Source organism: Lachnospiraceae bacterium, assembly GCA_025758065.1.
Classification (GTDB): domain Bacteria; phylum Bacillota; class Clostridia; order Lachnospirales; family Lachnospiraceae; genus Enterocloster.
On the sequence record CP107199.1, the window covers coordinates 840,117 to 864,569 of the forward strand.

The following is a 24,453-nucleotide window of genomic DNA, read 5'->3' on the forward strand; positions in this document are numbered from 1 at the left end:
TAATTGATTATAAGGGATAGATGCGATTGTATTTTTTCGCATGCACTACAGATTATCCCACTAATTTGTTAAAATGTCAACAAAGGATAATGATAATATTTTAACGTATTTTTATCATTTCTTTGTGTATTTATTCAGCGAATTGTAGAAATTGTAAAAAAGGGCTCTCCGTGTTAAAATAATTGGGAATAGAGACACAACAAATAGATCCGGAAAAAATGATCTTAAAACTCAGGAGGATCTTACATGACAACTCTGCCGGAAAAAGGCGAAGGGATTTTTGGATATAAGATAATGGACCGGACCACTGTTTCCATGCTGGGAGCCCAAATAACAGAATTTTCCCACATTTACAGCGGCGCCAGAGTCCTGTATATAGAAAATGATGACCGGGAGCTGGGTTTTAACCTGATCTACCGCACGCCCCAGTTGGACCAGTCAGACAGCAACCACATTTTAGAGCATCTGATGCTGTGCTCCTGCTCCCGTTATCCCAGCAGGGATATTTTCTTTGATATGGACAGCAAAAGCTATTCTACCTTTATGAATGGCCTTACAGATAATACTTACACCTGCTACCCGGTGTGTTCCCAGAGTGAGGACCAGCTGTTAAAGCTGATGGATGTATTTTTATGCTGCATGGAAGAACCTGACGCCTTAAAAGAAGACTATTTTTTCCGGCGTGAGGCGCTTCGCTATGAACTGGAAAATGAAGAAGATGATCTTTCTTTAGAAGGAACCGTATTTAATGAAGACTGGGGCCATTTAACCGATATCCAGGAAAATGCAGACAGCTTTATGGCAGAAACTCTTTATAAAGGACAGACTGCTTCCCATCTGCTTGGCCGTGCACATTTTCATTATAAAGATATTTCTTTTAAACGTATCCAGGAACGTTTTAAGAAATTTTACCGTTATTCCAACTGCCTGATCGTTTTATATGGCAAAATGGATGTTGCCCGGATTTTAGATTTTCTGGACAGAGAACATTTATCCCGGTTTCCGGCAGCCGACTCTGTGGATAATGAGCTTCTTTCTTATTTCCATGAACCGGTAAACCGGGGATTTTTCAGATGCAAAGGGGAAAGTCCGGCTTATGAGGGAAATCCGGGAAATAATAACGGGATCATTGATTATGGTATCGACCTTTCCGGCTGCAGTGAAGATGATCTGGTCTACTGGGATCTGGTAACAGATATTCTGGATCAGGATACCTCTGCCATCCACCGGTCTGCCCGTGAAAAAGGCCTTAATAATGTAATTGAAGTTTACCTGGATACAGCACCGGCCCTTCCTTCTTTGAAATTCCGCCTGCACAATGCAAAGCCGGAACAAGAAGAGGATTTTTTAGCTGCTGTAAAGGCGGGGCTTAAGGAAGCTCATGAAAATGGGGTTTCTGATGATCTGTTCCATGCGGTTTTGAAAGAAAACCGGCTTTCTGACTGTCTCACCAGAGAGGCTCCTCATCTTGGCTTCCATATTTCTGAGGAAATCGGTAAGTACTGGAGTACAACAGATAAAACCGGGTATTTTACTCTTTATGAGAACTGTTTTAATACCTTCCTTCAGGATAAGGGGCAGTCTATTTTACGCAGACTGACAGGTAATGCTTTAGCCCCGGCTTTAAGTGCTGTTGTCACCACTGTTCCAAAGCCCGGACTGGCGGAGGCCATAGAAAAAGAAAAGGAACAGTATTTAAAAGAGAAAAAGGCTTCTTTAAGCCAGGAAATGATCTTTAAATTAATAGAGGATACAAAGGATTTCAAGATCTGGAACCAGAAAGACCAGTGCAATCTGGATTTTCTCATCCAGCCGGAAGAGCTGCCCGGACCGGAGCCGGAACCGGAAATCCTGGAGTCTGTCTTACATGGCATCCATTGCCTTTCCAGTGCGGTGTCCCTAAAGGAGATCGGCTGCTATCAGCTTTTCTTTGATATCAGTGGACTGGCACCTTCTGACTGGAATTATCTGACTCTCTATCAGATGCTTTTAACAGAACTGGATACCAGCCGTTTTACTGTAGAACAGCAGAAAAACAAGGAACAGGAGCTGCTTTACGACTGCACCTTTGATGAACTGTATCCGGAAGAAAAAGCCGGTGAGAACAGTCATCCTATGATGAGCGTGTTCTGGTATGGACTTACAGAGGATTTTGAGGAAGGACTGGAGCTGCTTCTGGAGCTTATGGGGAGCTGCGATTATGAGGACCGGGAAACTATTTTGCGGGTCATCCATAAGTATCTGCCGGATTATGATATGTCAAGATCTGACAATGGACCTTCTCTGGCTTACAGCCTTACAGAACGGTATATCCGGCGGGACAGCTGCTTCAGGTATCTGCTCAACCAGCCAGGCGTGTATGATTTTTTAAAGGAAGTACGGGATATTCTGGAGCAGGAAAATAATAGTGAAAAAATGAGAGAGGCTGCAAAAGAAATCTCCCAAAACCTGCGCCGGACAGCTGACTGCATTTTGAATAAACACAGACTTGTATTTCTCGCCTGTGCAGATGAAAACAGCCTTACTTCTATTCTGGAATATGGCACAAAGCGCCTTGCCTTACTTCACGAAATTACAGATGGCATACCTCTTTCAGACAGTATCTTCGCCTGCCCCCGAAGGAGTGCAGCTGCCATTGACAGTCCTTTAGAGGAAGTACGCATGACCGGTGATTTTAGCAGTGTTCCTGGATTTATGGGCCGTCATCTGCCATTTCTCCTGGCTGCATCAGATAAATATATTAAACCTGCCGTCCGTTATCAGGGCTGTGCCTATGACAGCGGTGTGGATTTTCTCCTTCCAAACCAGTATTTTACCTTATGGAGCACTTCTGACTCACAGATCCGTTCTACTCTTGAAACCTTCGCCTCTGCCGGAGAACAGCTTGAGGATCTGGCCATCAGTAAAGAGGATCTGCGTGGCTATATTTTAAGCGCCTATGCCCAGGCACTGCCCCCTTCCGGCATGTTAAACGGCCGGATGCGTTTCCTGCGCCGCAGATTATTTGGTATTTCAACGGATCATATCAATAAAATGATAACAGATATCAGAAACAGTTCCTTAAAAGACCAGAAAACAGCTGCCAGGCTGATCCATAAGATCTTACAGAACAGTCCTTCTGCTGTGGTGGGAAATGAAAAAATGATCGATGAAAATAAAGATTTATTTGATGAAGTGATGAAACTGCAGTCATAAAAAAATACAGGGAACGCGTGATCGACGCGTTCCCTGATCCATTTTAACACCGGTCCGGATTTTCTCTCATAAAGATAAATTCTGCTACAGAGCGGTCAAATGTCTTAATATGTCCAAACAGCCAGTCAACTACATTCTTCTGTACAAGTTCACTGAACTGATCTGTAGGTCCTTCATAATCCTGAAGATATTCATACAGCTCCTGAATGGACTTTTTAAATTCTTCATGTTTTTCATGGTGTTTTCCACGCTCCGGATAACCGGCCTTTTCCTGAAGCTCTTCCTCTTCTTTGAAATGGAAGTCAGTGTACTCGTCAAGATAATCCAGCATTTTAATCGCTTTTACCTTGCTGTCACCGTTCTGACAGGCAACTACGAAGTTTCTGATACGATCGATCAGCTCTTTGTGCTGGGTATCAATAGTATTATTTCCTGTTACTAAGTTATCATCAAAGGTAATATTTAAATCGTAAGTCATAGTCTGGCCTCCATTTCTGAAATTATATTCTCCTGGAATCTTTTTGTATTTTGTGGTTTGTAACTAATAGTTTTTTGCAGCTGATCGTTTTTTGTAGCTGACAATTCTTCCGGGAGTGTTTATTACTCTTCTACCGGTACAAAAACTTCTTTTCCCATTCCGCAGATAGGGCATACCCAGTCATCAGGAATATCTTCGAAAGCAGTTCCAGGAGCGATACCTCCGTCCGGATCTCCTACTGCAGGATCGTAAATATATCCACATGGTTCACATTCATATTTTTTCATAGCCGTTTCTCCTTTTCGATGTTTATTTCTATATAGTTTGTTGTGTTGCTTTGTTTTGTATGTCTGTATTATACATGATAATTATTCTCTTGTCAATAAAAATAATAATAATTATTATTATTATTATTTTATTTTATTACAGTTCTACCACGCTTTCTGTTTTCTACAGCTTTTCATAGTGCCAAACTTGTTATATAATGGGCACAGAAAAAATCCGAGAGAACATCATAACACAAAGGAGAATCATCCATGGATCACAAGACTGTTGTTTTTAACGAAGCAAAAATGAACTTTGACGGAAACCTTGACTTTTCCGTCCTTTCCCCAGAAGTTGTCACCTACAGCGATACCACGCCAGATCAGTTTTTAGAACGTGCAGCAGACGCAGAGATCCTTGTCACTAAGGAAATGCCTGTAAGCAGAGAACAGATCCTGGCACTGCCAGACAGTGTAAAGCTGATCTGCGAAGCGGGAACCGGTTATAACAACCTGGATCTGGATGCTGCACGGGAAAAAGGCATCACCGTATGTAATATCCCGGCTTACAGCTCTGAACGTGTGGCTCACACTGCCATTATGATGATCTTGAATTTAAGCTCCACCATGCAGACCCAGATGGCTATGCTGGCAAAGGAAAACCACGATAATTTTACAAAAAATCTCCAGGTTCCTCATGTGGAGGTAAACGGAAAAACCCTGGGTATCATCGGCGCCGGAAATATTGGACGCACTGTTATGAAAATTGCAAAAGCATTAGATATGAATATTCTCGTGTATACAAGAACCCCAAAAGATGATGAGGAAAATGTACATTATGCAGACCTGGAAACTGTACTGAAAAACAGCGATTATATTTCCCTTCACTGCCCGCTGACACCTGCTACCAGACACCTGATCAATGCTGATACTCTGGCGCTGATGAAACCAACTGCCTTCCTGATCAACACCTCCAGAGGTGCCCTCATTGATGAACAGGCACTGATACGGGCATTAAAAGATCATAAGATCGCAGGAGCCGGACTGGACGTACAGGAAACAGAACCCCCTGTTAAAGACAGTCCATTATACACACTGGATAATGTGATCTTAACCCCACACATGGGCTGGAAGGGCCTGGAGACACGTCAGAGACTTCTTAGTATCTTAACGGGAAATATTGACGGTTTTATTAATGGAAATCCGGTAAATGTTGTTTCATAAAGCAGATTCTCAGAAAGTGAGTGGTATAATTAGGTTGAGCCGGTAAGGCTGCCCATTTGTCAACCCCACCGGCTTATATTTGTTTTTGAGGACGGATATCTGTTTCACTCTGCTGAACAGGTATCTGTCCTTTCTCTATGTAAAAAGCTCTGACTGCTTGTTTATGTAAAAGAGTATACAAAAGAGTTGTGTCCTAAGTTTGAAGCAGTCATAAAGTATTTCTAAAAAAGTTTAAGAAAGTATTATGATGTTATGGGTTTATTTACAAACTGTCTGCGATATTGGGAGGGGCTCATACCAGTCACTGACTTAAATACCCTGTTAAAATGAGTCAGATTGGAAAATCCAGTTTCTCTGCTTATATCTGTGATATTTTTACTGGTCTCCATAAATTTCCGCTGTGCATTCATAATACGTGTAACATTAATATAACGTACAATTGTACTATTTGTACTTTTTTTAAATTCACGGCACAGGTAATAAGGGCTGACATAAAACATCTGTGCCAGCATTTCAAGACTGATATCTTCCTGGTAATGGCTATGGATATAACGTATCACTTCTCCGATCCGGCTGCTCTTTCCAGGAGCCTTTTCCGGCCGTTTTTCCCTTGCGATCAGCAGCAAAAGCACATTTAACATTCCCCGGTCATACTCTTCATGAAAAGCTCCAGGATCTTTCTGTTCTTTTAAAATATCTTCCATGACCCGGTGGATTTCCTGACGTTTCTTTATATCTGTCCTGTAGATACCGCTTTCTTCCTTTAATGCATCACGTACAGATGGCCACAGGATCTCCTCCGGCTTAAAATACAATAGCAGTCTTTTAAACGGTATATTTTCTTCTCCATAGGAATGATGCATTACATAAGGCGGGAATATCATAAATTCCCCTGCCTCCATTTTATAAAGCTGATCTTCCACCATATGAAAACGTTCCCCTGCTTCCAGATAATAGATCTCATAATATTCGTGGTAATGTGACTGGGACATATTATCATTTACACCCTGTATCCGTTCACTGGCTATTCCAAGTCCCTGGGCCATCAGGATCCCCGCCTGATCGATCATATCTGTGTCCTCCTGTCTATCATTTTTCCATTTTTTATGTATTTATAACAAAGCTCTCATTCATTAAATGTATTTTTCTCCATACACCAGAGCAAGATATGTAAAATATAAGCTTATACTGTGCAATTTTTGTCTAGTTTTGACCGTGTTATTTTATTATCATGTGATTATCACGTACAAAAAACACCTTGAATGCTGATTGTCCTTCTTTTGGACACATCATACCATAAAACCAAGGTAAATGGAAATATTTAAGGAGGCACAGATTCATGAAAATATGCATGAATGCGACAACCGTAACCCAGAAAGAAAATTATTTTTCTGTTGCTACAAACTGCACAGAAATCCGTATCTTCTTTCTTACCGATCACATCATCCGTATCAGAGCCGGATTTGACGGGGATTTTGCAGAAGAATCCTACAGTCTTGTTACTACCGCCTGGGAAGACAGAATGGATACATTCTTAAAAGATTACAGAAAGAGGATCCAGACTGCCGATGCAATTTTAGAAGATGGAGCAGATCAGGCAGTGATCCAGGGAAAAGAACTGAAGGTAGTAGTTGAAAAAGATCCTTTCCGCATCTGTGTATACGATAAAGAAGGAACTATGATCCATGCAGATATCGTGGACCTTGCTTACCGTGAAGACAGCAACCACCGCCGTATCCACACCAGCCAGATTGAAGCCGATGACTGCTTCTATGGTTTTGGTGAAAAAAGCGGTGAATTAAATAAAGCGCAGAAATACATGGTTTTAAGCCCCGGGGATTCCATGGGATATGATCCAAAAGAAACAGATTCTCTTTATAAACACATTCCTTTTTATATCAAATTAAACCAGACTACTAAAAAAGCAGTTGGATATTTTTATCACAGTACCTGGGAATGTGATTTTAATATGGGCCGTGAAAAGCGCAACTACTGGCACCGCTACAGCAGCTATTCTACAAATGGCGGAGATATCGACCTTTTCCTTATTGAAGGACCTGCTATGCGCCAGGTTGTAGAACGTTATACAGATCTGACCGGAAAGTCTGCCATGCTTCCCAAATATGCTTTAGGATATCTTGGATCTTCCATGTATTATCCTGAACTGGATGCAGACTGTGATGATGCCATTGAAGAATTTATCGATACTACTAAAGAAGAAGATATCCCTGTAGATGGTTTCCAGCTCTCTTCCGGCTACTGTGCCATTGAAACTGAACAGGGCATCAAGCGTTGTGTATTTACATGGAATAAAAAACGTTTTAAAGATCCAAAAGACTTTTTTGCCCAGATGAAAAAGAGAGGCGTCTGCGTTTCACCAAACGTAAAACCTGGTATTCTCCTGATCCATCCAAAGCTGGAAGAAATGAAGGCAAAAGGAATGTTTGTTAAAGCCAGCGAAACAGAAGAACCTGGTATTGGAACCTGGTGGGGCGGCAAGGGTATGTTTGTAGATTTTACCAGCCAGAAAACCAGAGATAACTGGAAGGAAATGTTAAAGGAAAATGTCCTTGACTACGGTACCAGCTCTGTCTGGAACGATAACTGTGAATATGATAGCATGGTTGACAAGGACTGCCGCTGCTCTTTTGAAGGAAAAGGCGGTACCATTGGACAGTTAAAATCTGTTATGTCCAATATTATGTGCCAGATCACCAATGAAGCAGTTCATGAAACCTTTGATAATACCCGTCCTTACGTAGTATGCCGTTCCGGTCATGCAGGTATCCAGCGTTATGCGCAGACCTGGGCAGGTGACAATTTAACCTGCTGGGATTCTTTGAAATATAATATTGCTACCATCCTTGGTATGGGCTTATCCGGCGTTGCAAACCAGGGATGCGACATTGGCGGCTTCTATGGAGTTTCCCCGGAAGCTGAGCTGTTAGTCAGATGGATCCAGAATGGTATTTTCCAGCCTCGTTTCTCTATCCATTCTACCAATATTGACAATACAGTCACCGAACCATGGATGTACAGCAACTGTACGGAATATATCAGAACTGCTATTAAATTCCGCTACCGCCTGTTCCCTTATCTGTATTCCTTAATGGAACGTGCACATGAAACCGGACTTCCTATTATGGAGGCAATGTGCAGTGCGTTCCAGAATGACCCTAAATGTTACGAGGAAGGCGTAGACTTTATGTTTGGTGATTCCCTGCTGGTAGCAAATGTAGTAGAAAAAGGCGCAAAAACCCGCAAGGTTTATCTGCCGGAAGGAAATACCTTCTATGATTTTTATACAAGAACTCCATATAGCGGCGGACAGACCATTGAACTTCCTGTAGATTTTGGAAGTATCCCTCTGTTTGTAAAAGGCGGCGCCATCATTCCTATGGCTTCCAACCAGATGAAGAATCTTATGACTGAGCAGCCTTCAGGAATTTCCATTCTCTGCTCTCCTGACTGCGATGGTTCCTTTACCTTATATGAAGATGACGGTGTTTCTATGGATTATGAAAAGGGCTGTTACTTAAAGACTTTTATTTCCATGACTGCTGGGGAGCGCACCGTTCTCACCTTTAAACAGGAAGGTTCCTATGTTACTTCTGTAGAAACTATGGCTTTAGATATGATCCACCGCGAAAAAGCCCCATACTGGGTAACTGTAGATGGAAAAGAAATCCCTCATTTCCTTCACAGAAGAAAATTTGAAGAGGCTGAATGCGGCTGGTATTACAGCCAGACTTTAAAATCCGTACAGGTAAAATACCTGAATCCTAAAAAGGATCATCAGGTTGTAGTTTCCTTTGAACAGTTTGACCTGATCGGCATGTAATAATGCAACATAGAAAGGGGATAAAATACGATGAAAAAATTGGCAGCAATTGCAGCCGCTGTAGGACTGGCCCTGTTCAGTCTTACAGGCTGCGCTCAAAGCGGAGTAAAAACCAGTGCAGAAGCTACACCGGAAAACCCGATGGTGCTTACACTTGCCCACGGCCTTAGCGAAACCCATACAGTCCATATTGCAATGACAGAGTTTGCTGAGAAAGTAAAAGAACGCACCGATGGAAGGATACAGATCCAGATCTTCCCAAATGGCCAGTTAGGATCTGAAAATGAAAACATGGAACAGCTGATGTCCGGTGTTATCTCCATGACAAAGGTGTCTGCTCCTGGTCTTGCAACTTATAATGAATCCTACCACGCATTCGGACTTCCTTATATTTTTGACAGCACAGAAGATTTTTATCATGTCATGGATTCCAGCCAGATGCATGATTTCTTCCTTTCTTCCGAAAATGACGGCTTTGTAACACTGACTTATTATACTTCCGGAGCACGCTCCTTCTATACGAAAAATAAAGCCATCCGTAAGCCGGAGGATCTGAAGGGATTAAAAATCCGTGTCCAAGATATGAAATCCCAGACAGACATGATGAAGGCTCTTGGAGGCATCCCGGTAGCTATGTCTTATGGTGATGTTTATACTTCTTTACAGACCGGTATTATCGATGGAACTGAAAATAATGAAACTGCCCTTACTACCGGTAAACACGGTGAGATCTGCAAGGTATACTCCACTGACCAGCATGCCATGATCCCTGATGTTATGGTCATGAGTTCCAAGGTATGGAAAAACATCAGCCCTGAGGATCAGCAGATCATTCTTGAAGCAGCCCGTGAATCCACAGAAAGCCATAAAATTGCCTGGGACAGTGCGATCCAGCAGGCGATCGAAGAAGCTAAAACTACAATGGGTGTTGAATTTGTCAATGATGTAGACAAAGAAGCCTTCCGTGAAGCTACAAGCGGTATGATCGACGATTACTGTGCGCAGTATCCAGGTGTTAAAAAGCTTCTTGATATTATTGATTCTGTAGAATAAGGAGGACCGTCATGAAAGAATTTTTATCGCTGATCAAAAAATGGATGACCCGCCTGTTAGCCGGTATTGCTACTGTCCTTTTATCCATTATGACACTGCTGGTATTATATCAGGTATTTACAAGATATATTTTAAATAGCCCGGCTGCATTTACAGAAGAACTTGTCCGTTATTTCCTGATCTGGACCAGCTTTATCGGTGCTGCCTATGCTTTCATTACAAGAGAGCATATGTGTCTGATACTGGTTCGTGACAGCTTAAGTCCTTCCGGAAAACGGATTTTAATGACTCTTATTGATATCTTGATCCTGATCTTTTCTATTTTTGTTATTACCATCGGTGGCTTTAAGCTGGCTTTAAGTGCACAGAAGGTATTTTCTGCACTTCTTGGTATCCCAAGAAGCCTGGTATATGCTATGGCTCCTATATCAGGATTATTTATCATTCTGGCTCAGATTATTAATATTTATGAAGATGTAACCGGAACTGCCATTGATATTGAAGGAGGAAATGAATCATGAGTATCGGACTTACAACGGTTATCTTGTTTGCAGTTTTTGGAATCCTGCTTTTTTTAAGCTGCCCCATTTCCGTAAGCATCGTGATCGCATCGATCGTTGCTGCCATGTCTTCTCTTTCATGGGATCAGATCACGTTTATCACCATGCAGAAAATGAACAGCGGTGTTGAAAGCTTTTCTCTGCTTGCCATCCCACTGTTCATCCTTGCAGGAAACATTATGAATAACGGCGGTATTGCAAGACGTCTTGTAAATTTTGCCAAGATTTTTGTAGGCTGGATCCCAGGTTCACTGGCACAGGCCAACATTGTAGGAAACATGCTTTTTGGTGCCCTCTCCGGTTCTTCTGTTGCTGCTGCATCTGCTATGGGCGGCTGTATTTACCCGATCCAGAAGGATGAAGGCTACGATCCTGCATTTGCAACTGCTGTTAATATTGCTTCTGCTCCTACAGGCCTTCTGATCCCGCCTACCAGTGCATTTATCGTATATTCCACAGTAGCAGGCGGTGTATCCATTTCCACCTTATTCATGGCTGGTTATATTCCCGGTATCCTCATGGGAGTTGGTTCCATGGTCGTAGCTTTTATTTATGCCAAAAAGCATAAATATCCTACCTCTGGAAAGACACCGATGAAGGAAGCTCTTAAAGTAACATTGGAAGCTATCCCAAGTCTGCTTCTTATTATCATTGTTATCGGTGGTATTGTAGCTGGTATCTTTACTGCTACAGAAGGTGCAGGTATCTGTGTGCTTTACTGCCTGATCCTTTCTGTCTGCTACCGCAGCATTACTGTAAAATCTTTCATGAAGATTTTAGTAAGCAGTGCCTGCACCAGCGGCATCATCCTGTTTCTGATCTCTGCCTCCTCTGCCATGTCCTTTGTAATGGCATACTCCGGGATCCCGGCAGCTATCTCTAACGGAATTATGTCCATTTCAACTAACAAGTATGTGATCTTTTTCCTGATGAATGTGATCCTGATGGTAGTTGGCATGTTCATGGATATTACTCCTGCGATCCTTATTTTCACACCGATCTTTCTGCCGATCGCACAAAGCCTTGGTATGAGCGATATCCAGTTCGGTGTTATGCTGATCTTCAACATGTGCCTTGGAAACATCACACCTCCTGTAGGTTCTGTTCTGTTTGTAGGCTGCGGGATCAGTAAGATCAGTATTGAAGACGTTACCAAGACCCTGCTTCCTTATTTTGCAGTGCTGTTCCTTCTTCTTTTAGCTGTTACCTATATTCCTGCACTGTCATTAGGTGTACCAAAATTAATGGGATTGATCTGATCACCAAAATCTGTCACAACAACGCTGAACAGACCGGCATTCCTATTTCTTTGAAAAATCTCTGGTAATCTCTTATAAAGTAGGCTATAATAAAGCGAAAAAACATTTAGTAGCTGAACAGACTTAGAGAAAGAGGGTGAAGGAAATGCACAAATTTATGCGCACCATAGGATTTAGCGGCTGCGACAGTGACCTGGAAATAGATAAGATCATGCGAAAGCTGGCAAAAACAGCTACAAAAACGGCTGTATTGGAAAGAAACGACCACCCCGGTCTTTATGAGCTCCGTGCGGAACTGGCACCGGGAATGGGGATCGTCATGATCGGTCAGATGACAGAAAAAGGAACTTTTAAACGGGAATATGCATTCCCTTATGTAACCGGCAGCGATATTTCATCTTCTGCTGAATGTTCCATCCAGCGCCATGCTGAACGTGAAACCTATGCCGGCCTTTTAGATGAATACCGCGTAGGCATTTCCCTTATCTTTTATATAACTAATTCCATAGAATATAGAAGCCGCCGGTCAAAGCGACTTCCGGTACTGGCAAAAAATATATGCCTGTCCGGACTTGCTTCCCAGGGAAAGGTCTTGCTGCCAGTAAAAAAGACTCCCAAGCAGGCTGCCGACCTGAAACAGGCCGCCAGAAAACGAGGAAATCTCTTAGAAGCTGCCCGCCGGGGTGATACGGACGCTATTGAAACCCTGACTGTAGAGGATATGGATCTGTATTCAATGGTCACAAGGCGTATTATAAAAGAGGATATGTACTCTATTATCGAAACCAGCTTTATGCCAAGCGGCATTGAATGCGACCAGTATTCCATTATCGGAAATATCTTAAGCGTAAACCTGGTGGAAAATGAACTGACAAAAGAAGAAATCTACCGTCTGCGTGTAGAATGCAATGATATGGTATTTACTGTTGCCATCAACAAAGCCGACCTTTTAGGTGAACCGGCACCTGGCAGACGTTTTAAGGGTCAGATCTGGATGCAGGGACTTGTTGATTTTGGTGTAAATGATATGTTGTGTTAAATGAATTTTCCTATATGTTTTGCCCCCGCATATGCGGGGGCGTTTTTGTATACATAAAAGACTTGCATTTTTCATGGAAAAAGGTTAAAATATCTAAGGATTGTATTTCAATTTTATTTTATATTATATTTGCGTCAATAGCTCAGCAGGATAGAGCGTCCCCCTCCTAAGGTTGCGTTACAACGGCCACCTCAAAAAAAACTAAATAAGGGATTGCAGTTCGACTTTGATCGGGCTATAATCATATATCAGACACGTCCATATAGCTCAGCTGGATAGAGCACACGCCTCCTAAGCGTGGGGTCGGAGGTTCAAATCCTCTTATGGACGCCAGTGAACAACGCCGAAAGCCTTTGTTTTCAAGGGTTTTCGGCTTTTCTTATATAAAAAGCTACGAAAAAGCTCTTTCACTGTATGAGATAAAATTCTACTCCAAAATTTGATTTTTGACAACCCCTCCAGAATCGAACGGTTGTTATAAGACAAAATCGCCAGCTAATTTTTAGCAGAAAACGGGCTGTTCTTGCTAATGAAAATGCCCTTCCTGCTAATCAGCCCCAAAATCGTGCCAAAAATCCAGCTAATCAAAAAAGGCGGATGTTTTGAATACCATGCAGTTATAGCAGATAAAATTAAATATCGTTATGTACATAGAGCGTCTATTTGCCCCGCATTGGGGATGGATAGGCGCTCTTTTTTTATGCCCAAACCCATGGGCAAATACAAGAGATTGGAGGTGTTTTATTTGAGCAAGCCTGTTTATACCGCAGACAAGCCGAGCGACTGTCATTACTGCTACTTCTGGACGAATGGCAGAAAGGGCTGCCGTCTGGGTAGAAATAATTGCTACTACTTAATCTCTTTGCCGCCGAAACCCAAGTCGGAATGTGATGGCTGTCCCTATGGGCGAGATCACCCGTGCATTGGTTGGTGTACGAAGAAGGTTATGCGTGAAGTGGGGCTTCGTTGATATGGATGTGTATGAACAGGAATACCGCTTCTACTATTTTGCCCGATGTCCTTACGAAAAGACGGATACGACTTTCCGCAGCATTCCGCTGACAACAGAAAGTTTTCCGCAGAAAGAAGGTGGTGAAGCCGTGTGAGTTTTGATTATTTTTACGGTCAGCAATCCGATCTATTCACATTCTATCGAGTTCCGAAGGTGTTGTTCACGAACGAGAGGTTCTGGAATATTTCTGCCGATGCCAAGATGCTGTATGGCATTTTGCTTGACCGCATGAGCCTGTCTGCCAAGAATGGTTGGATAGATAAAAACGGTAGAGTGTATATCATTTTTACAATCGACGAAGCGAAGATGGCTCTGAACTGTGCTGAACAAAAGGCTATCAAGCTGCTCAGTGAACTTGAGAAGAAAGCAGGATTGATTGAACGTAAGCGCCAGGGTTTGGGAAAGCCCAACCTGATCTATGTGAAGAACTTTATCTCTGCTGTGGATTCACAACTCTTGAATTGTGAAAATCACAATTCTGGAACAATGGAAATCACAACTCAAGAACTTCCGAAATCACAATGTAATAATACTGATATTAAAAATACTGAATTTAGTGATACTGATTCTATCTTTCCTTCCGGAAATGGTGGAATGATGGACGAGAATGACCGGTATCAAGAATACTTTGATTATTTCTCGGATCAGCTCAGTATGGATTTGTTGAAGAAGGATTACCCTTACGATTCCGAAATGCTGGATAACATTCTGGAGTTGATCGTTGAAACAGTTTGCACGAAGCGACCGTTGATTCGCATTGGTGCAGAGGAGCGTCCGGCAGAAATTGTCCGCAGTCGGTTTATGAAACTGAATGCCGAACACATTCGATATGTTATGGACTGCTTCAAGGAGAACACCACAAAGATTAGAAATATCCGTCAGTATATGCTGACTACGATATACAATGCGCCGACGACAATAGACACCTACTACGATGCTCTTGTTCGGCACGATATGTCACACGGATATTTGGAAGGAGGATTTAAGAAATTGAAAATGAAGCGAGAGGAAGGAGAGTGACGATAAATGTCGAAAAAAGCAACCATCATTGCGGTGGTCAATCAGAAAGGAGGCACTGGAAAGACCACCACCACCGAGAATCTGGGCGTTGGCTTGGCTCTTGAAGGAAAAAAGGTGCTTCTGGTAGACACCGATCCCCAGGCTTCCCTGACGGTCAGTTTGGGCAATCCCTGCCCGGATGATCTGTCTCCGACACTTTCCGATCTGATGGGAAAGATTATGATGGAAAACCCTATTACTCCCGATGAAGGGATTCTTCATCATCCGGAGGGCGTTGATTTGGTGCCGTCCAACATCGAACTCTCAGGTATGGAGGTAGCACTGGTCAATGCCATGAGCCGGGAAACCATTCTCCGGCAATACCTGGATACAGTCAAACAGAATTATGATTACATTCTTCTTGACTGTATGCCGTCTTTGGGTATGCTGACCGTCAATGCGTTGGCAGCTGCCGACAATGTGCTGATACCGGTTCAGGCAGCATACCTTCCTGCAAAGGGTCTGGAACAGCTGCTTGGAACCATCAACAAGGTCAAGAGGCAAATCAACCCGAAACTGAGGATTGAAGGGATTCTTCTGACGATGGTGGACAGCCGCACCAACTACTCCAAAGACATCAGCAATCTGATTCGGGAGAGCTACGGCGGAAAGCTGAAGGTTTACAAGACCGACATTCCCCGCTCTGTCCGTGCAGAGGAAATCAGCGCAGAGGGAACCAGTATCTTCAAGCATGATCCCAAAGGCAAAGTTGCCGAAGCCTATAAAATTCTGACGAAGGAGGTGTTAAACAATGCAGAAAAAAGGCGCAAACATCAGCTTGAAGGGGTACGATGATATTTTCTCCACCGATCAATCCAGAGCTGAAGCCCAGCAGGAGCGTGTGCAGGAAATTCCGCTTTCTGAGCTACACCCCTTTGAGGGACACCCCTTCCGTGTGGTTGATGATGAAGAAATGATGAAAACGGCAGAGAGCGTCCGAGATTTCGGAGTTCTCACTCCTGCGATTGTCCGTCCTGACCCCGACGGTGGTTATGAAATCGTTTCTGGTCACAGGCGGCACCGGGCATCGGAGCTTGCGGGTAAGGAAACCATGCCTGCGATTGTTCGTGACCTGGACGATGATGCAGCCATTATTTTGATGGTTGATGCGAATTTGCAGAGGGAGAGTATCCTGCCGAGTGAAAGAGCATTTGCTTATAAGATGAAGCTGGATGCGATTAAACATCAAGGTCAACGCACCGATTTAACTTCATCCCAAGTTGGGATGAAGTTGCAGGCAATGGATATAGTCGGTCAGGAGGCAGGAGAAAGCAGAAATCAGGTACACCGTTATATCCGTCTGACCGAACTGATTCCGGAACTGCTGGATATGGTAGATACGGGTCAGATCAAATTCAATCCTGCGGTGGAGCTTTCCTATCTGGCAAGTGAAGAACAGAAGGATTTTCTTTCTGCAATGGATTATGCTCAAGCAGCTCCTTCCCTTTCGCAAGCACAGCGAATTAAAAAGCTCGCACAGGAGGGCGAGTGTACGCTGGATGCGATGTGCGAGATTATGAATGAAATCAAGAAGGGAGAGCTGGACAGAGTAACCTTCAAAACGGATTCGTTGCGAAAATACTTCCCGAAGTCCTATACCAACAAGCAGATGGAGGATAAAATCATTCAGCTTTTGGAGCAATGGCAGAAAAAAAGAGAAAAATCAATGGAAAGGTAAGGTAAAAAATGTTTACACCCAAAAACATTCAGGGCGCTTTGGAAGAACTCTACGACCTTTGCGATCCTGATTATATGGTAGATATGCTCGTAAACTACAGTGAGGAGTTCGATGATATTTCTCCTGCGCTTCTGGCAAAGTCGTTACTTGTCCACGACACCCCAGGGATTCGGGTAATCATTAAGCCGCAGGTGGCTGGCCCGCTTCTCAGGAATTTCACCTCACTTCGTTTAGTCTTACCCATGGCCTGCGACGGTTGTTATCACGCTCGGACTATGGCTATAAGAGAGCTCCCCTCTTTGTTATGCCATGACCGGATGCCATCCGATGTATTCCAGCCTGATATATTTCTGATAAACCGCAAAATCATCTATACAGCAAAATGGGTTGGCCTGTTATGTGAGTGGCAGCTCTCAGAAAATATACCGCTGATGTAGCGGCTATTACGCCCAAAGAGGATCAAACTTAATGATTCGTATATGAGGTTGTCAAGGTGCAAGTGAAAGGATTTCCCTCTCACTTGCTACTGCCACTTTTTTTAGAAATCTATAACCAACTTTTTTATTTTTTCTTCAATTTTTTTCAGACGCTTATGAGCTGCGGGCTGACTAATGCCATATCTTTTGGCTAATTGCAGTGTACTTGGCTTTTCCATGCCGTAATAATCCAAGATAAAAGAGCGTTCTTTCTGACTCAGCTGCTGCAAAGCACGGTGCAGATCGGCCATAAGAAGATTACAAATTGCTTGTTCCGCAGTATCAACAGATTCATCCACAAACAAATCTGTATCCTGATAACCTTCCTCTGTGCCGTCACGATCTCCCACATGAGAAGCCGGGAATATAGAGCGACTTTTCTCATGTTCCTGGAGATAGCGGCTGTGGCGGTCCTCCTGTTGGTATTTTTCAAAATCTTTGCGAGAACATTCCATGATAATGCGGTCATCTTCATCACGGAACATTTTGACTGTTTCAACAAAAAAGCGCCCAGTAAAGCAACCATTGCGGCGTGCCTTACTGAACGCTGAAAAACTGATTTCCTCCCATTCCTGTGGGCTGTTATTTTTCCAAATGAATACTCTCGTCATATCCTTTCCTCCGTTCAAATTCTTGGTAGTCAGCGAATTTGAACGGTGTCATGGATATTTTGCTATGTACGCCTCCCAGCGCATACCGGCCTCCTAATACCGGGCAAAGAAAAAGGCCGGAAGTGTTTTCACCTCCAGCCATGTTCCTGCCGCCATATTGCAGCAGGAATGAAAAAAGCCCGGTTAATGCCGGGCCTTATGTAGAAAAGTATTCAATTTAGCGCATTCCTGCCACTATAACAAGTATAGCAGGTCGGAAGTCGGAAGGGAGTAGGGATTAGGTCGGGGATTTGTCGGGATTTAGTCGGGGCAGCTCCTCCAGGACTTCTGGAATAGAATATCCAAACAAGCAAACAGAAAATAAATAGATGGCTTCTCGTTTTCGGTCATAAAAGACACTGCGCTCTATATTTAGTTCTTCCAGCAATTCTTTCTCTGTACTGTTGAACCGATAGATGAATTGCTTAGTCAAAATTTCATAGTAAAGTTCTCCTCGATCCGGATACCGTTTCAGCCGAAGGAGTGCACGGTCAATAATATTGACCAGCATTTGATTTTGAACAAGGCAGCAAACTTTTTCTTCAAAGGCTTGCAGTTCAATATCTGGTGCAAAATTTTCAAGATAGCAGAGGCCAGACTCTATATCTTGTTCTCCCATAATCCAAGCAGTTTCTTGTAATTCTTCTGCCCGTTCACTCAGAACCCAGACTACATCACGGTAAATCTTTAGAATCAGCTTACTTCTATGAAACGCAGCGTCGCTGTTAAGCCCCAAAGCTGTTAGCCTGCTGTTACATTTTTGGATTGTTGTACTTTCTTTTCTCATAGAACATCCCTCCTTGTTCGCAATATTGCGAACATATTAGGTACAAAATAGCATAGCAGAGGAGAGTGAGAGAGGGCAGTGCCTCCCTCTATTCCTCCCTTTGGTTATATCAGGTTCCTGGATTTTAGACGAATCTGCATTGCTTGCTTGGAAACCTCAAAAATATTTGCCATTTCTACAATGAGCTGTTCATCTGTCCGGCCTATTCTAAGCCGGTAAAAACATTTTTTGATCTGCGGTAAAGGCATTAGTAGAGCAGAGGCCAGAGTGTCTGCCTGACGCTCAATTATGCCATGACTTTCGTCGGAAGAAACATTTCCGTTATACGCAGCAACATCTCCAGTACCGGAGTATAACTTCTTATGCAGTACCCAATGAGCCAGCTCATGGGCACAGGTAAAACGGAGCCGCCCTAATTTTGACGGATCACAAAGCCGTTCATCAATTAAGATTGTACCGGCTCTTACTGCAATCATTCGATACTGTCTCTGTATCTGGTCATATAAGACAACAGCACCGTCATCGAAAATGGTTTCCCCTAATATCTTGGGGTTTTTGCTTAGTGTATGAAACTCCAGGATTAGGTCAAACTTTGTCTCGATAATGGTTTCGATTGGCACAGGACATGGTTGCCCGGATAGCAGAGAGGGATCATATTCCATCAGGATTTTTCGCCCTACCGCTTCGATTGCTTCTGTACGGATTTGTGGAATTGACAAAGCTCTCCCCCCTATCGTTTACGCTCCTTTAGCATTTTCATAAATGTCTGCCATTCTTCATCGGTAGCGTCTACTTCTTTTGCCACACGCAAGGCTGCCCGAACAATATCTTTTTCCATGATATAGTCTGGCAAATCAGCAGATACTGTATTGCGTGATTTTGCAGCCAGATCCAAAAGCAACTCATATTCTGATTTATCCAAATTCAGAAAGGCGGAGATGCGTTCCACAAAATCTCCATTGGGAGCAGGACGGCGGCTCTGTTCAATGTCACACAGATAGCCGTAAGCAATATTCAAATGCTTGGCTGTATCGCGTAAATTGAATTTGTGCGCCTTGCGTTTCTCGGCTATAAATGATCCAAAAGTTATATTGCCCACAGCATTCACCTCTCATTTGTTCGACGAACTGCGAACATCTTGCTTATATTGTATATCGAACAACTGTTCAGTTCAAGGGTAAAAATTTCATTATAAAAGAGGTGTTAAAAATCAATAACACCTCTTTTGCGCTATATAAATTCATGAGCAATTTGCTGCATTTCTGTAATGCACTCTTTTGGGGATAGGATTTTTATTTTTCCCTTGAATTTGAATATCCAGCCATAAAAAGTTCCACTGGGGTTTACTTCAATCCTTGCTGTGAAGTGTCCATCATCATATTTCTCAACAGGTACATCTTCTCCATAATGGTCTATGATTACACGCATCAGTTCGCTTTCACATACCAGGGTTACTTCTTTCGATGACTCTGAGGTAAACATATCCACCATTTTGTTTGTATAGGAGGCTACATCAAATCCCTCTATCGGTATAAAGCAAGTTTCAAGGGTTTCTACGCCTGTTAGCCGATCTACACGGAAGTGAGCAATTTTCTGATGCTTCAGAGAAAATCCAATCAAATAGTAATGGTCATTTTTCCATTCAAGCGCATAAGGATTTACGACATAATAATATCCATCGTGCTTTAAGATTTTCTTTTTTTCCTGAGTATATTCATAGTATTGGAACCGAATTTGCTGATGGTTTCCAATCGCTGTTTGGATATTATCAATGATATAGTAAACCTTTTCATTATGCGGTTTGACACGGCTGGATAAAGCAGCAAATTTTTGAAGCTGCTCTGCCTGATGTGTGCTGGTCAGACGGCATAATTTCTGTACCAGTTCCTCGGATTTCTTGGCAGAAATGATCTTCGAGGAAGCTACTGCATCTGTCAGCATTTTCAGTTCTGGATACTCAAACAGGCGGCTTCCCATAAAATATTGGTTTTGGGTACTCTTGACCACCACAATATCAATTCCTGCATCGATCAGCGCATTGGTATCCGCGTAAACAGTCTGCCGCACTGCCTGAATTCCTTTTCCATTCAGATGGGCAATGATGTCAGATACTGTGGCGGGATGGTTTTCATTGGTCCGCTCATAGAGAAACCGGAGCAATTCCAGTACCCGCATATTTGTTGAATTCTGCATACTTCACCTCCTCGATTCTTAAAATGGCCTATTTTGTATGGTGTCCAGCCCCAAAGACCAGAAGCAGGGCAACAACACAGAGAAGCAGGCCCAGCCAATTTCGATCCATAATCAGCTTGATTACCGCCACAAGCAGCAGTCCGCCCACCAGGAGCACAACGCCGTTCATTCAGCGTCCTCCAGAGGCATATTTCCCCATGTTGATGTCCAGCACCCCTCTGGGCGGCTGGATCAGGGCGTCCTCATACTGACACTTCCACTGAATCTCTCGGCACATCTGGCCATCCGCCACGCCGTCTATGGTTTCCCCATCCTGAATGGGGTTATCATGCTCCAATATGTACGATGCCACATTGTAGGCGTGGTTTACCACCCAGTTGGGGTCCATGCCGTGGAAGTGGTACTGGAGGTCTGGCAGGAACAGGGTGCTCATGCCCACCGTGTCGATGAGCATATCTTCGGTGCCCTCAATGTTAAAGAAGCGGACATTGACGCCAAAGCGGATGAAGCGATCCGGGCCTTCGATCTGATGGGAGCGCACATCCTCTGCCAGAAACAGCTTGCCGCAGTTCTGGAAGTAGAACGCCTCGCAGGTGGGGTACAGCTCCACCAGGGCGTCAAGAAAGTCGGCGTCCAGGTTGGCCCGCTCCAGAGCCGGAAGCGCCGCCGCCAGCATATCGGTGGCTATGACATGATACCGACACTCCCGGAAGATCCGCTCCCGGTCCTCCTGGCAGTCCCACATCTGGCTCATGAGAAAGGCATCAAAGCCTTTTCCCTTGAACTTGTCGCATTTCATCACCATCAGCTGCACCGGGCATTTTCCGTCCTTGAATTCTGCAATATGCTCCTGTGCGGCAAAGCCGGCCATTTTCTTATCATAACAGAAGCACTCTGTTGATCCGATATGCTTCTCCATTACGGCAGTCATTTTTGCTTTATCCGGCATTTCTACCGGCTCTTTGAACAGCATCTGAATGAGATAGGGGCCACCGGGCTGGGGGCCTTTTTTGTCGTCCAGATTTTGCTGGAATACTTTATTGCTCATTTGGTTTCCACCTCCTGACAAATTCTCTTTAATAATCAAGCAGGATGGGCACCTGCTGTTCCTCGGCAAACCGCATGGCCCGCCAGAACATGGAGAAGGCGAACTTGGCAAGGGATTGGGTGTCATACTGGATGTGTTCCGGGCTGTCTGCCTTGCTGTACTGTCCATCTGAGTCTACGGTTCCGTCTACCGGGTAGCCCTCCGTATCGGCCCAGCCAAGGATGGTGTCCTCATCGGCCTGCCATGCCAGCTGGTTCAGCTTTTCCAGCTCCTTCCGCAGTCCGCCCAAGGTGGCGATCATCGTCTGATCATCGGTGGGCACAGGGCCTTGGAACAGAAAGCTGTCGGAAAGAGGGAGCCACCAGGTAGCCCCACGAAACAGGGACCACACCCGCTCGTCGTCCGATGCAAGGCGGGCAATCAGGGGATGCTCCCCGAAGTCCCAGTCCTTCTCCATGGTGGGAGGCACCGGTTCCTCGTATGTATGACAGGCGGCTACCAGCAGCATAGCACCGAAGGCATCCCAATCCGGCTTATCGGTGTAATAGGGCCGCTCGTTGTCCTCCGGCCATGGAGTGTAGGGCGGCTGGTTCGGCTGGGAAATGGCGGTTAAGATCTGATCTCGCCAGTCCTCCACTGCCGCCTGAACCTCGGCCGGGGACAGCTCCTCCTCGTTGTCAGCAGGTTCTCCATCCGGCGTAATCCGGTTGAAGGTATATCCGTTTTCCTCTGCCCACTGCTGAACAACAGTTTTCCAGTTGTGAGAATAGTACCGGGTCAGCGTCCCGGCATAAATGTCAAGTCCCATAAGTTTTTCTCCTTTTCTGTCTATATCATTTCATACAGCAGGGCAGCGTCGCCCTGCACCAGCTCCAGGTGGGAGCGCAGCGTTTCCAGTCCGCTTTGCACCGCCTCGGTGGGCAGATCCCAGTCTGGGGCAATTTCAGCGGCCAGCTCTGGGAGGTCCTGCTCCCGCAGAGCTGCCAGCACATTAGACGCCATCTCTCCCTCCAGCAGAGCGCAGTCCAAGGTGTCCTCCGTTTGGGGAGCAGGAAAACGGACATCCAGATCCAGCTCGCTCTCACACCAGTCCCAGATGGCCATATAGACCGCGCCGGAGCAATCGCCGTTGGACAATTCCTTCCGCTGGTTGTCTTTGAGAAGATAAAAGAATGCGATCTGTGACATGGTGATTCCTCCTCACCGAAATTATGTTTCCTCTAACGAATCGATTATTTCCTGTAATTCAAAAAGAGCATCTTCTGCCTGGCGTCCTGTTTCCTCGCTCCAATACCGATTTCCACCAGCCAGCTGGTCAATCAGATTGAACATAGCAACTGCATCGGGAATAGGGATCGCTCCTGCTGCCTTCCATGCTGGTTGATTTTCAAGAAGATAAGCTTTTATTTTTCCAAACAACTGCACCTGAAATGTGTTATTACAACGCAGTTCTACCAAAAAACCGTCTTCACCTTGGACAATATCCGAAAAATTCATGCTGCACAATTCTCCTAACCCTCGTTATTCTCTGTCCATCAGCCCTTCTGCCTGCATCCGGGTCACATAGAAGGCCCGCACCCAGTCCAGCTCCTGCTCCATGGATTCCTCCAAAGCCAGCAGGCGGCGCTTTCCCAGCCTTCGATCCAGGAGAGCAAAGATGCGGACAAGAGGATTCTCGCTGACAAGGCTTTTCTCAATGCTCTGGTTGTCAAAGATACCAAACGCCTCATAGAACACCTTTTGGTCAAAGGTGCCCTGCTCCAGTGCATGAGCATGAGAAAGGTTGATTGCCTCCTTTGTGGAGTCACAGTCTTTCATGGTTGTTGACCTGAGCTGCGTGAATTTCGTCCACACATTCTCAAAATAGATGTAGTAGTTGCTCCGCAGTACTTCCACACCGTCCATGCGGATGGCTGCCCGGCCCTCATGGTCGGCGCTTTTGCTGTAACTGGTGGCAAAATACTGGATGTGGCCCCGGAGCGCCGGACACAGATAGTCATTCTCCAATTTGTTCCGGATTCCACTCCAAGTGGATACTCTACTGTTTGACATAGGTGTTGTTTCCTTTCTGCTGATTCCTACTGCTTTTGGAGATACTCCCGGAAGCATTCGATGAACTCCCGATTCCGCTTAGGGACATCGAACCCCTTCCGATGGGGGAAGAACCCCTCCTGTTCCACATCGTCCAGCAGCTTGGGCAGATTGGAAAACCGGGCAAAGAATGGTAGTGCATAGTCCTGGATCTGCCCGGAAATTTCCTGGATAGAGCGTTCCCGCTCCAGCAGAGTAGATACCTCATAGCGGGGGAAGTCATCATACCGGTGGGTCAGCCGGGCGATGGAGGTACCCACGATACCATCATAGGTTTCCTCCGTCCCTTCCTGCTCACTGCGCCACTGGGCAATCACCGGGGAACTCACATCGAAGAAGGCAGTAAAAGTGGTGGAGCCAAAGCGGATGGAGGGGGAAAAGTAAAAGGAGAACACAAAGATGCCGTCTTTTTTGTAGATGTCATTTTTGCTCTTGCGGTATTTGTAGCCCAGCGGGATCAAAGGCTCCGCGATCCGCTCACAGGTATAGACGAAGATCTCACGGGGCTTGGTTCCCTTGGGAAAATCCTTCTTCTCCATGTTGCCAC

General features: G+C 44.5%; 27 protein-coding genes and 1 tRNA gene. 13 read left to right on the forward strand and 15 right to left on the reverse strand.

Annotated elements, in window-relative coordinates; all coding sequences use genetic code 11:
• Positions 1-246: 246 nt before the first annotated feature.
• Entirely contained in the window at positions 247-3,195 is a 2,949-nt protein-coding gene (locus OGM16_03855) for an insulinase family protein (protein ID UYJ47416.1), read from the forward strand.
• A gap of 43 nt (positions 3,196-3,238) precedes the next feature.
• On the opposite strand, the gene OGM16_03860 is transcribed toward OGM16_03855, so the two are convergent.
• Both OGM16_03860 and OGM16_03865 read right to left on the reverse strand, forming a co-directional pair.
• The gene (locus tag OGM16_03860; GenBank protein ID UYJ47417.1) at positions 3,239-3,673 is read right to left on the reverse strand and encodes a hemerythrin family protein; all 435 of its coding nucleotides are present in this window, start codon (positions 3,671-3,673) and stop codon (positions 3,239-3,241) included.
• Positions 3,674-3,795: 122 nt separating this feature from the next.
• Positions 3,796-3,960: a rubredoxin gene (locus OGM16_03865; protein UYJ47418.1), complete on the reverse strand. Its 165-nt coding sequence runs from the start codon at positions 3,958-3,960 to the stop codon at positions 3,796-3,798.
• A gap of 249 nt (positions 3,961-4,209) precedes the next feature.
• Between OGM16_03865 and OGM16_03870 the strand changes: the two genes are divergently transcribed.
• Positions 4,210-5,160, forward strand: a complete 951-nt coding sequence (locus OGM16_03870) for a D-2-hydroxyacid dehydrogenase (protein UYJ47419.1) — start codon at positions 4,210-4,212, stop codon at positions 5,158-5,160.
• A 242-nt stretch (positions 5,161-5,402) separates the two neighbouring features.
• On the opposite strand, the gene OGM16_03875 is transcribed toward OGM16_03870, so the two are convergent.
• Entirely contained in the window at positions 5,403-6,230 is an 828-nt protein-coding gene (locus OGM16_03875; protein UYJ47420.1) for an AraC family transcriptional regulator, read from the reverse strand.
• A 269-nt stretch (positions 6,231-6,499) separates the two neighbouring features.
• Here OGM16_03875 and OGM16_03880 point away from each other — a divergent pair, with 269 nt between their 5' ends.
• The 11 genes from OGM16_03880 to OGM16_03930 all read left to right on the forward strand — a co-directional run bounded on the left by OGM16_03880 (position 6,500) and on the right by OGM16_03930 (position 17,098).
• Positions 6,500-9,001, forward strand: a complete 2,502-nt coding sequence (locus OGM16_03880; GenBank protein UYJ47421.1) for a DUF4968 domain-containing protein — start codon at positions 6,500-6,502, stop codon at positions 8,999-9,001.
• Between the two features lie 30 nt (positions 9,002-9,031).
• Positions 9,032-10,054: a TRAP transporter substrate-binding protein gene (locus OGM16_03885; protein ID UYJ47422.1), complete on the forward strand. Its 1,023-nt coding sequence runs from the start codon at positions 9,032-9,034 to the stop codon at positions 10,052-10,054.
• Between the two features lie 11 nt (positions 10,055-10,065).
• Positions 10,066-10,575 carry a TRAP transporter small permease gene (locus OGM16_03890; GenBank protein UYJ47423.1) on the forward strand — a complete coding sequence of 170 codons (510 nt, stop codon included), beginning with the start codon at positions 10,066-10,068 and terminating at the stop codon, positions 10,573-10,575.
• Positions 10,572-11,873 (forward strand): TRAP transporter large permease, encoded by a 1,302-nt coding sequence (locus OGM16_03895; protein UYJ47424.1) that lies wholly within the window; start codon positions 10,572-10,574, stop codon positions 11,871-11,873. Before OGM16_03890 ends, OGM16_03895 begins: the two co-directional genes overlap by 4 nt.
• 145 nt (positions 11,874-12,018) lie before the next feature.
• Entirely contained in the window at positions 12,019-12,912 is an 894-nt protein-coding gene (locus OGM16_03900) for a DUF3881 family protein (GenBank protein UYJ47425.1), read from the forward strand.
• Between the two features lie 256 nt (positions 12,913-13,168).
• Positions 13,169-13,245, forward strand: a tRNA-Arg gene (locus tag OGM16_03905).
• 569 nt (positions 13,246-13,814) lie between these two features.
• A complete protein-coding gene (locus OGM16_03910) occupies positions 13,815-14,018 on the forward strand; it encodes a hypothetical protein (GenBank protein ID UYJ47426.1) in 204 nt (67 codons plus the stop codon).
• Positions 14,015-14,944, forward strand: coding sequence for a replication initiator protein A (locus OGM16_03915; GenBank protein UYJ47427.1), 930 nt, complete (start codon positions 14,015-14,017; stop codon positions 14,942-14,944). The genes OGM16_03910 and OGM16_03915 overlap by 4 nt, the downstream gene beginning before the upstream one ends.
• A 6-nt stretch (positions 14,945-14,950) precedes the next feature.
• On the forward strand, positions 14,951-15,778 hold the full coding sequence (locus OGM16_03920; protein ID UYJ47428.1) for a ParA family protein: 828 nt from the start codon (positions 14,951-14,953) through the stop codon (positions 15,776-15,778).
• A complete protein-coding gene (locus OGM16_03925) occupies positions 15,735-16,661 on the forward strand; it encodes a ParB/RepB/Spo0J family partition protein (GenBank protein UYJ47429.1) in 927 nt (308 codons plus the stop codon). Before OGM16_03920 ends, OGM16_03925 begins: the two co-directional genes overlap by 44 nt.
• Before the next feature lie 8 nt (positions 16,662-16,669).
• On the forward strand, positions 16,670-17,098 hold the full coding sequence (locus tag OGM16_03930) for a hypothetical protein (protein ID UYJ47430.1): 429 nt from the start codon (positions 16,670-16,672) through the stop codon (positions 17,096-17,098).
• Positions 17,099-17,199: 101 nt separating this feature from the next.
• On the opposite strand, the gene OGM16_03935 is transcribed toward OGM16_03930, so the two are convergent.
• From OGM16_03935 to OGM16_03990, 12 genes are all read right to left on the reverse strand, one after another.
• Positions 17,200-17,748 (reverse strand): sigma-70 family RNA polymerase sigma factor, encoded by a 549-nt coding sequence (locus OGM16_03935; protein ID UYJ47431.1) that lies wholly within the window; start codon positions 17,746-17,748, stop codon positions 17,200-17,202.
• Between the two features lie 277 nt (positions 17,749-18,025).
• Entirely contained in the window at positions 18,026-18,574 is a 549-nt protein-coding gene (locus tag OGM16_03940; protein UYJ47432.1) for a hypothetical protein, read from the reverse strand.
• A gap of 104 nt (positions 18,575-18,678) precedes the next feature.
• Complete coding sequence (locus OGM16_03945) at positions 18,679-19,293, reverse strand: ImmA/IrrE family metallo-endopeptidase (GenBank protein UYJ47433.1); 615 nt, start codon at positions 19,291-19,293, stop codon at positions 18,679-18,681.
• An 11-nt stretch (positions 19,294-19,304) separates the two neighbouring features.
• Positions 19,305-19,673: a helix-turn-helix domain-containing protein gene (locus tag OGM16_03950; protein UYJ47434.1), complete on the reverse strand. Its 369-nt coding sequence runs from the start codon at positions 19,671-19,673 to the stop codon at positions 19,305-19,307.
• Between the two features lie 131 nt (positions 19,674-19,804).
• Positions 19,805-20,767: a WYL domain-containing protein gene (locus tag OGM16_03955; protein ID UYJ47435.1), complete on the reverse strand. Its 963-nt coding sequence runs from the start codon at positions 20,765-20,767 to the stop codon at positions 19,805-19,807.
• Positions 20,768-20,795: 28 nt separating this feature from the next.
• A complete protein-coding gene (locus tag OGM16_03960; GenBank protein UYJ47436.1) occupies positions 20,796-20,936 on the reverse strand; it encodes a hypothetical protein in 141 nt (46 codons plus the stop codon).
• Entirely contained in the window at positions 20,937-21,815 is an 879-nt protein-coding gene (locus OGM16_03965; GenBank protein ID UYJ47437.1) for a DUF4261 domain-containing protein, read from the reverse strand.
• 28 nt (positions 21,816-21,843) lie between these two features.
• Positions 21,844-22,623, reverse strand: coding sequence for a hypothetical protein (locus OGM16_03970; protein UYJ47438.1), 780 nt, complete (start codon positions 22,621-22,623; stop codon positions 21,844-21,846).
• A 20-nt stretch (positions 22,624-22,643) separates the two neighbouring features.
• The gene (locus OGM16_03975; protein ID UYJ47439.1) at positions 22,644-23,003 is read right to left on the reverse strand and encodes a hypothetical protein; all 360 of its coding nucleotides are present in this window, start codon (positions 23,001-23,003) and stop codon (positions 22,644-22,646) included.
• A 21-nt stretch (positions 23,004-23,024) separates the two neighbouring features.
• Entirely contained in the window at positions 23,025-23,312 is a 288-nt protein-coding gene (locus OGM16_03980) for a hypothetical protein (protein ID UYJ47440.1), read from the reverse strand.
• A 24-nt stretch (positions 23,313-23,336) separates the two neighbouring features.
• On the reverse strand, positions 23,337-23,867 hold the full coding sequence (locus tag OGM16_03985; protein UYJ47441.1) for a hypothetical protein: 531 nt from the start codon (positions 23,865-23,867) through the stop codon (positions 23,337-23,339).
• A 26-nt stretch (positions 23,868-23,893) separates the two neighbouring features.
• Entirely contained in the window at positions 23,894-24,445 is a 552-nt protein-coding gene (locus tag OGM16_03990) for a DUF4304 domain-containing protein (GenBank protein UYJ47442.1), read from the reverse strand.
• Positions 24,446-24,453: the final 8 nt, after the last annotated feature.

Coding starts and splice junctions, on each gene's coding strand:
- OGM16_03855 (UYJ47416.1), top strand. CDS start 247: ATGACAACTCTGCCGGAAAAAGGCGAAGGGATTTTTGGATATAAGATA.
- OGM16_03860 (UYJ47417.1), bottom strand. CDS start 3,673: ATGACTTACGATTTAAATATTACCTTTGATGATAACTTAGTAACAGGA.
- OGM16_03865 (UYJ47418.1), bottom strand. CDS start 3,960: ATGAAAAAATATGAATGTGAACCATGTGGATATATTTACGATCCTGCA.
- OGM16_03870 (UYJ47419.1), top strand. CDS start 4,210: ATGGATCACAAGACTGTTGTTTTTAACGAAGCAAAAATGAACTTTGAC.
- OGM16_03875 (UYJ47420.1), bottom strand. CDS start 6,230: ATGATCGATCAGGCGGGGATCCTGATGGCCCAGGGACTTGGAATAGCC.
- OGM16_03880 (UYJ47421.1), top strand. CDS start 6,500: ATGAAAATATGCATGAATGCGACAACCGTAACCCAGAAAGAAAATTAT.
- OGM16_03885 (UYJ47422.1), top strand. CDS start 9,032: ATGAAAAAATTGGCAGCAATTGCAGCCGCTGTAGGACTGGCCCTGTTC.
- OGM16_03890 (UYJ47423.1), top strand. CDS start 10,066: ATGAAAGAATTTTTATCGCTGATCAAAAAATGGATGACCCGCCTGTTA.
- OGM16_03895 (UYJ47424.1), top strand. CDS start 10,572: ATGAGTATCGGACTTACAACGGTTATCTTGTTTGCAGTTTTTGGAATC.
- OGM16_03900 (UYJ47425.1), top strand. CDS start 12,019: ATGCACAAATTTATGCGCACCATAGGATTTAGCGGCTGCGACAGTGAC.
- OGM16_03910 (UYJ47426.1), top strand. CDS start 13,815: ATGGGCGAGATCACCCGTGCATTGGTTGGTGTACGAAGAAGGTTATGC.
- OGM16_03920 (UYJ47428.1), top strand. CDS start 14,951: ATGTCGAAAAAAGCAACCATCATTGCGGTGGTCAATCAGAAAGGAGGC.
- OGM16_03925 (UYJ47429.1), top strand. CDS start 15,735: ATGCAGAAAAAAGGCGCAAACATCAGCTTGAAGGGGTACGATGATATT.
- OGM16_03930 (UYJ47430.1), top strand. CDS start 16,670: ATGTTTACACCCAAAAACATTCAGGGCGCTTTGGAAGAACTCTACGAC.
- OGM16_03935 (UYJ47431.1), bottom strand. CDS start 17,748: ATGACGAGAGTATTCATTTGGAAAAATAACAGCCCACAGGAATGGGAG.
- OGM16_03940 (UYJ47432.1), bottom strand. CDS start 18,574: ATGAGAAAAGAAAGTACAACAATCCAAAAATGTAACAGCAGGCTAACA.
- OGM16_03955 (UYJ47435.1), bottom strand. CDS start 20,767: ATGCAGAATTCAACAAATATGCGGGTACTGGAATTGCTCCGGTTTCTC.
- OGM16_03960 (UYJ47436.1), bottom strand. CDS start 20,936: ATGAACGGCGTTGTGCTCCTGGTGGGCGGACTGCTGCTTGTGGCGGTA.
- OGM16_03965 (UYJ47437.1), bottom strand. CDS start 21,815: ATGAGCAATAAAGTATTCCAGCAAAATCTGGACGACAAAAAAGGCCCC.
- OGM16_03970 (UYJ47438.1), bottom strand. CDS start 22,623: ATGGGACTTGACATTTATGCCGGGACGCTGACCCGGTACTATTCTCAC.
- OGM16_03975 (UYJ47439.1), bottom strand. CDS start 23,003: ATGTCACAGATCGCATTCTTTTATCTTCTCAAAGACAACCAGCGGAAG.
- OGM16_03980 (UYJ47440.1), bottom strand. CDS start 23,312: ATGAATTTTTCGGATATTGTCCAAGGTGAAGACGGTTTTTTGGTAGAA.
- OGM16_03985 (UYJ47441.1), bottom strand. CDS start 23,867: ATGTCAAACAGTAGAGTATCCACTTGGAGTGGAATCCGGAACAAATTG.
- OGM16_03990 (UYJ47442.1), bottom strand. CDS start 24,445: ATGGAGAAGAAGGATTTTCCCAAGGGAACCAAGCCCCGTGAGATCTTC.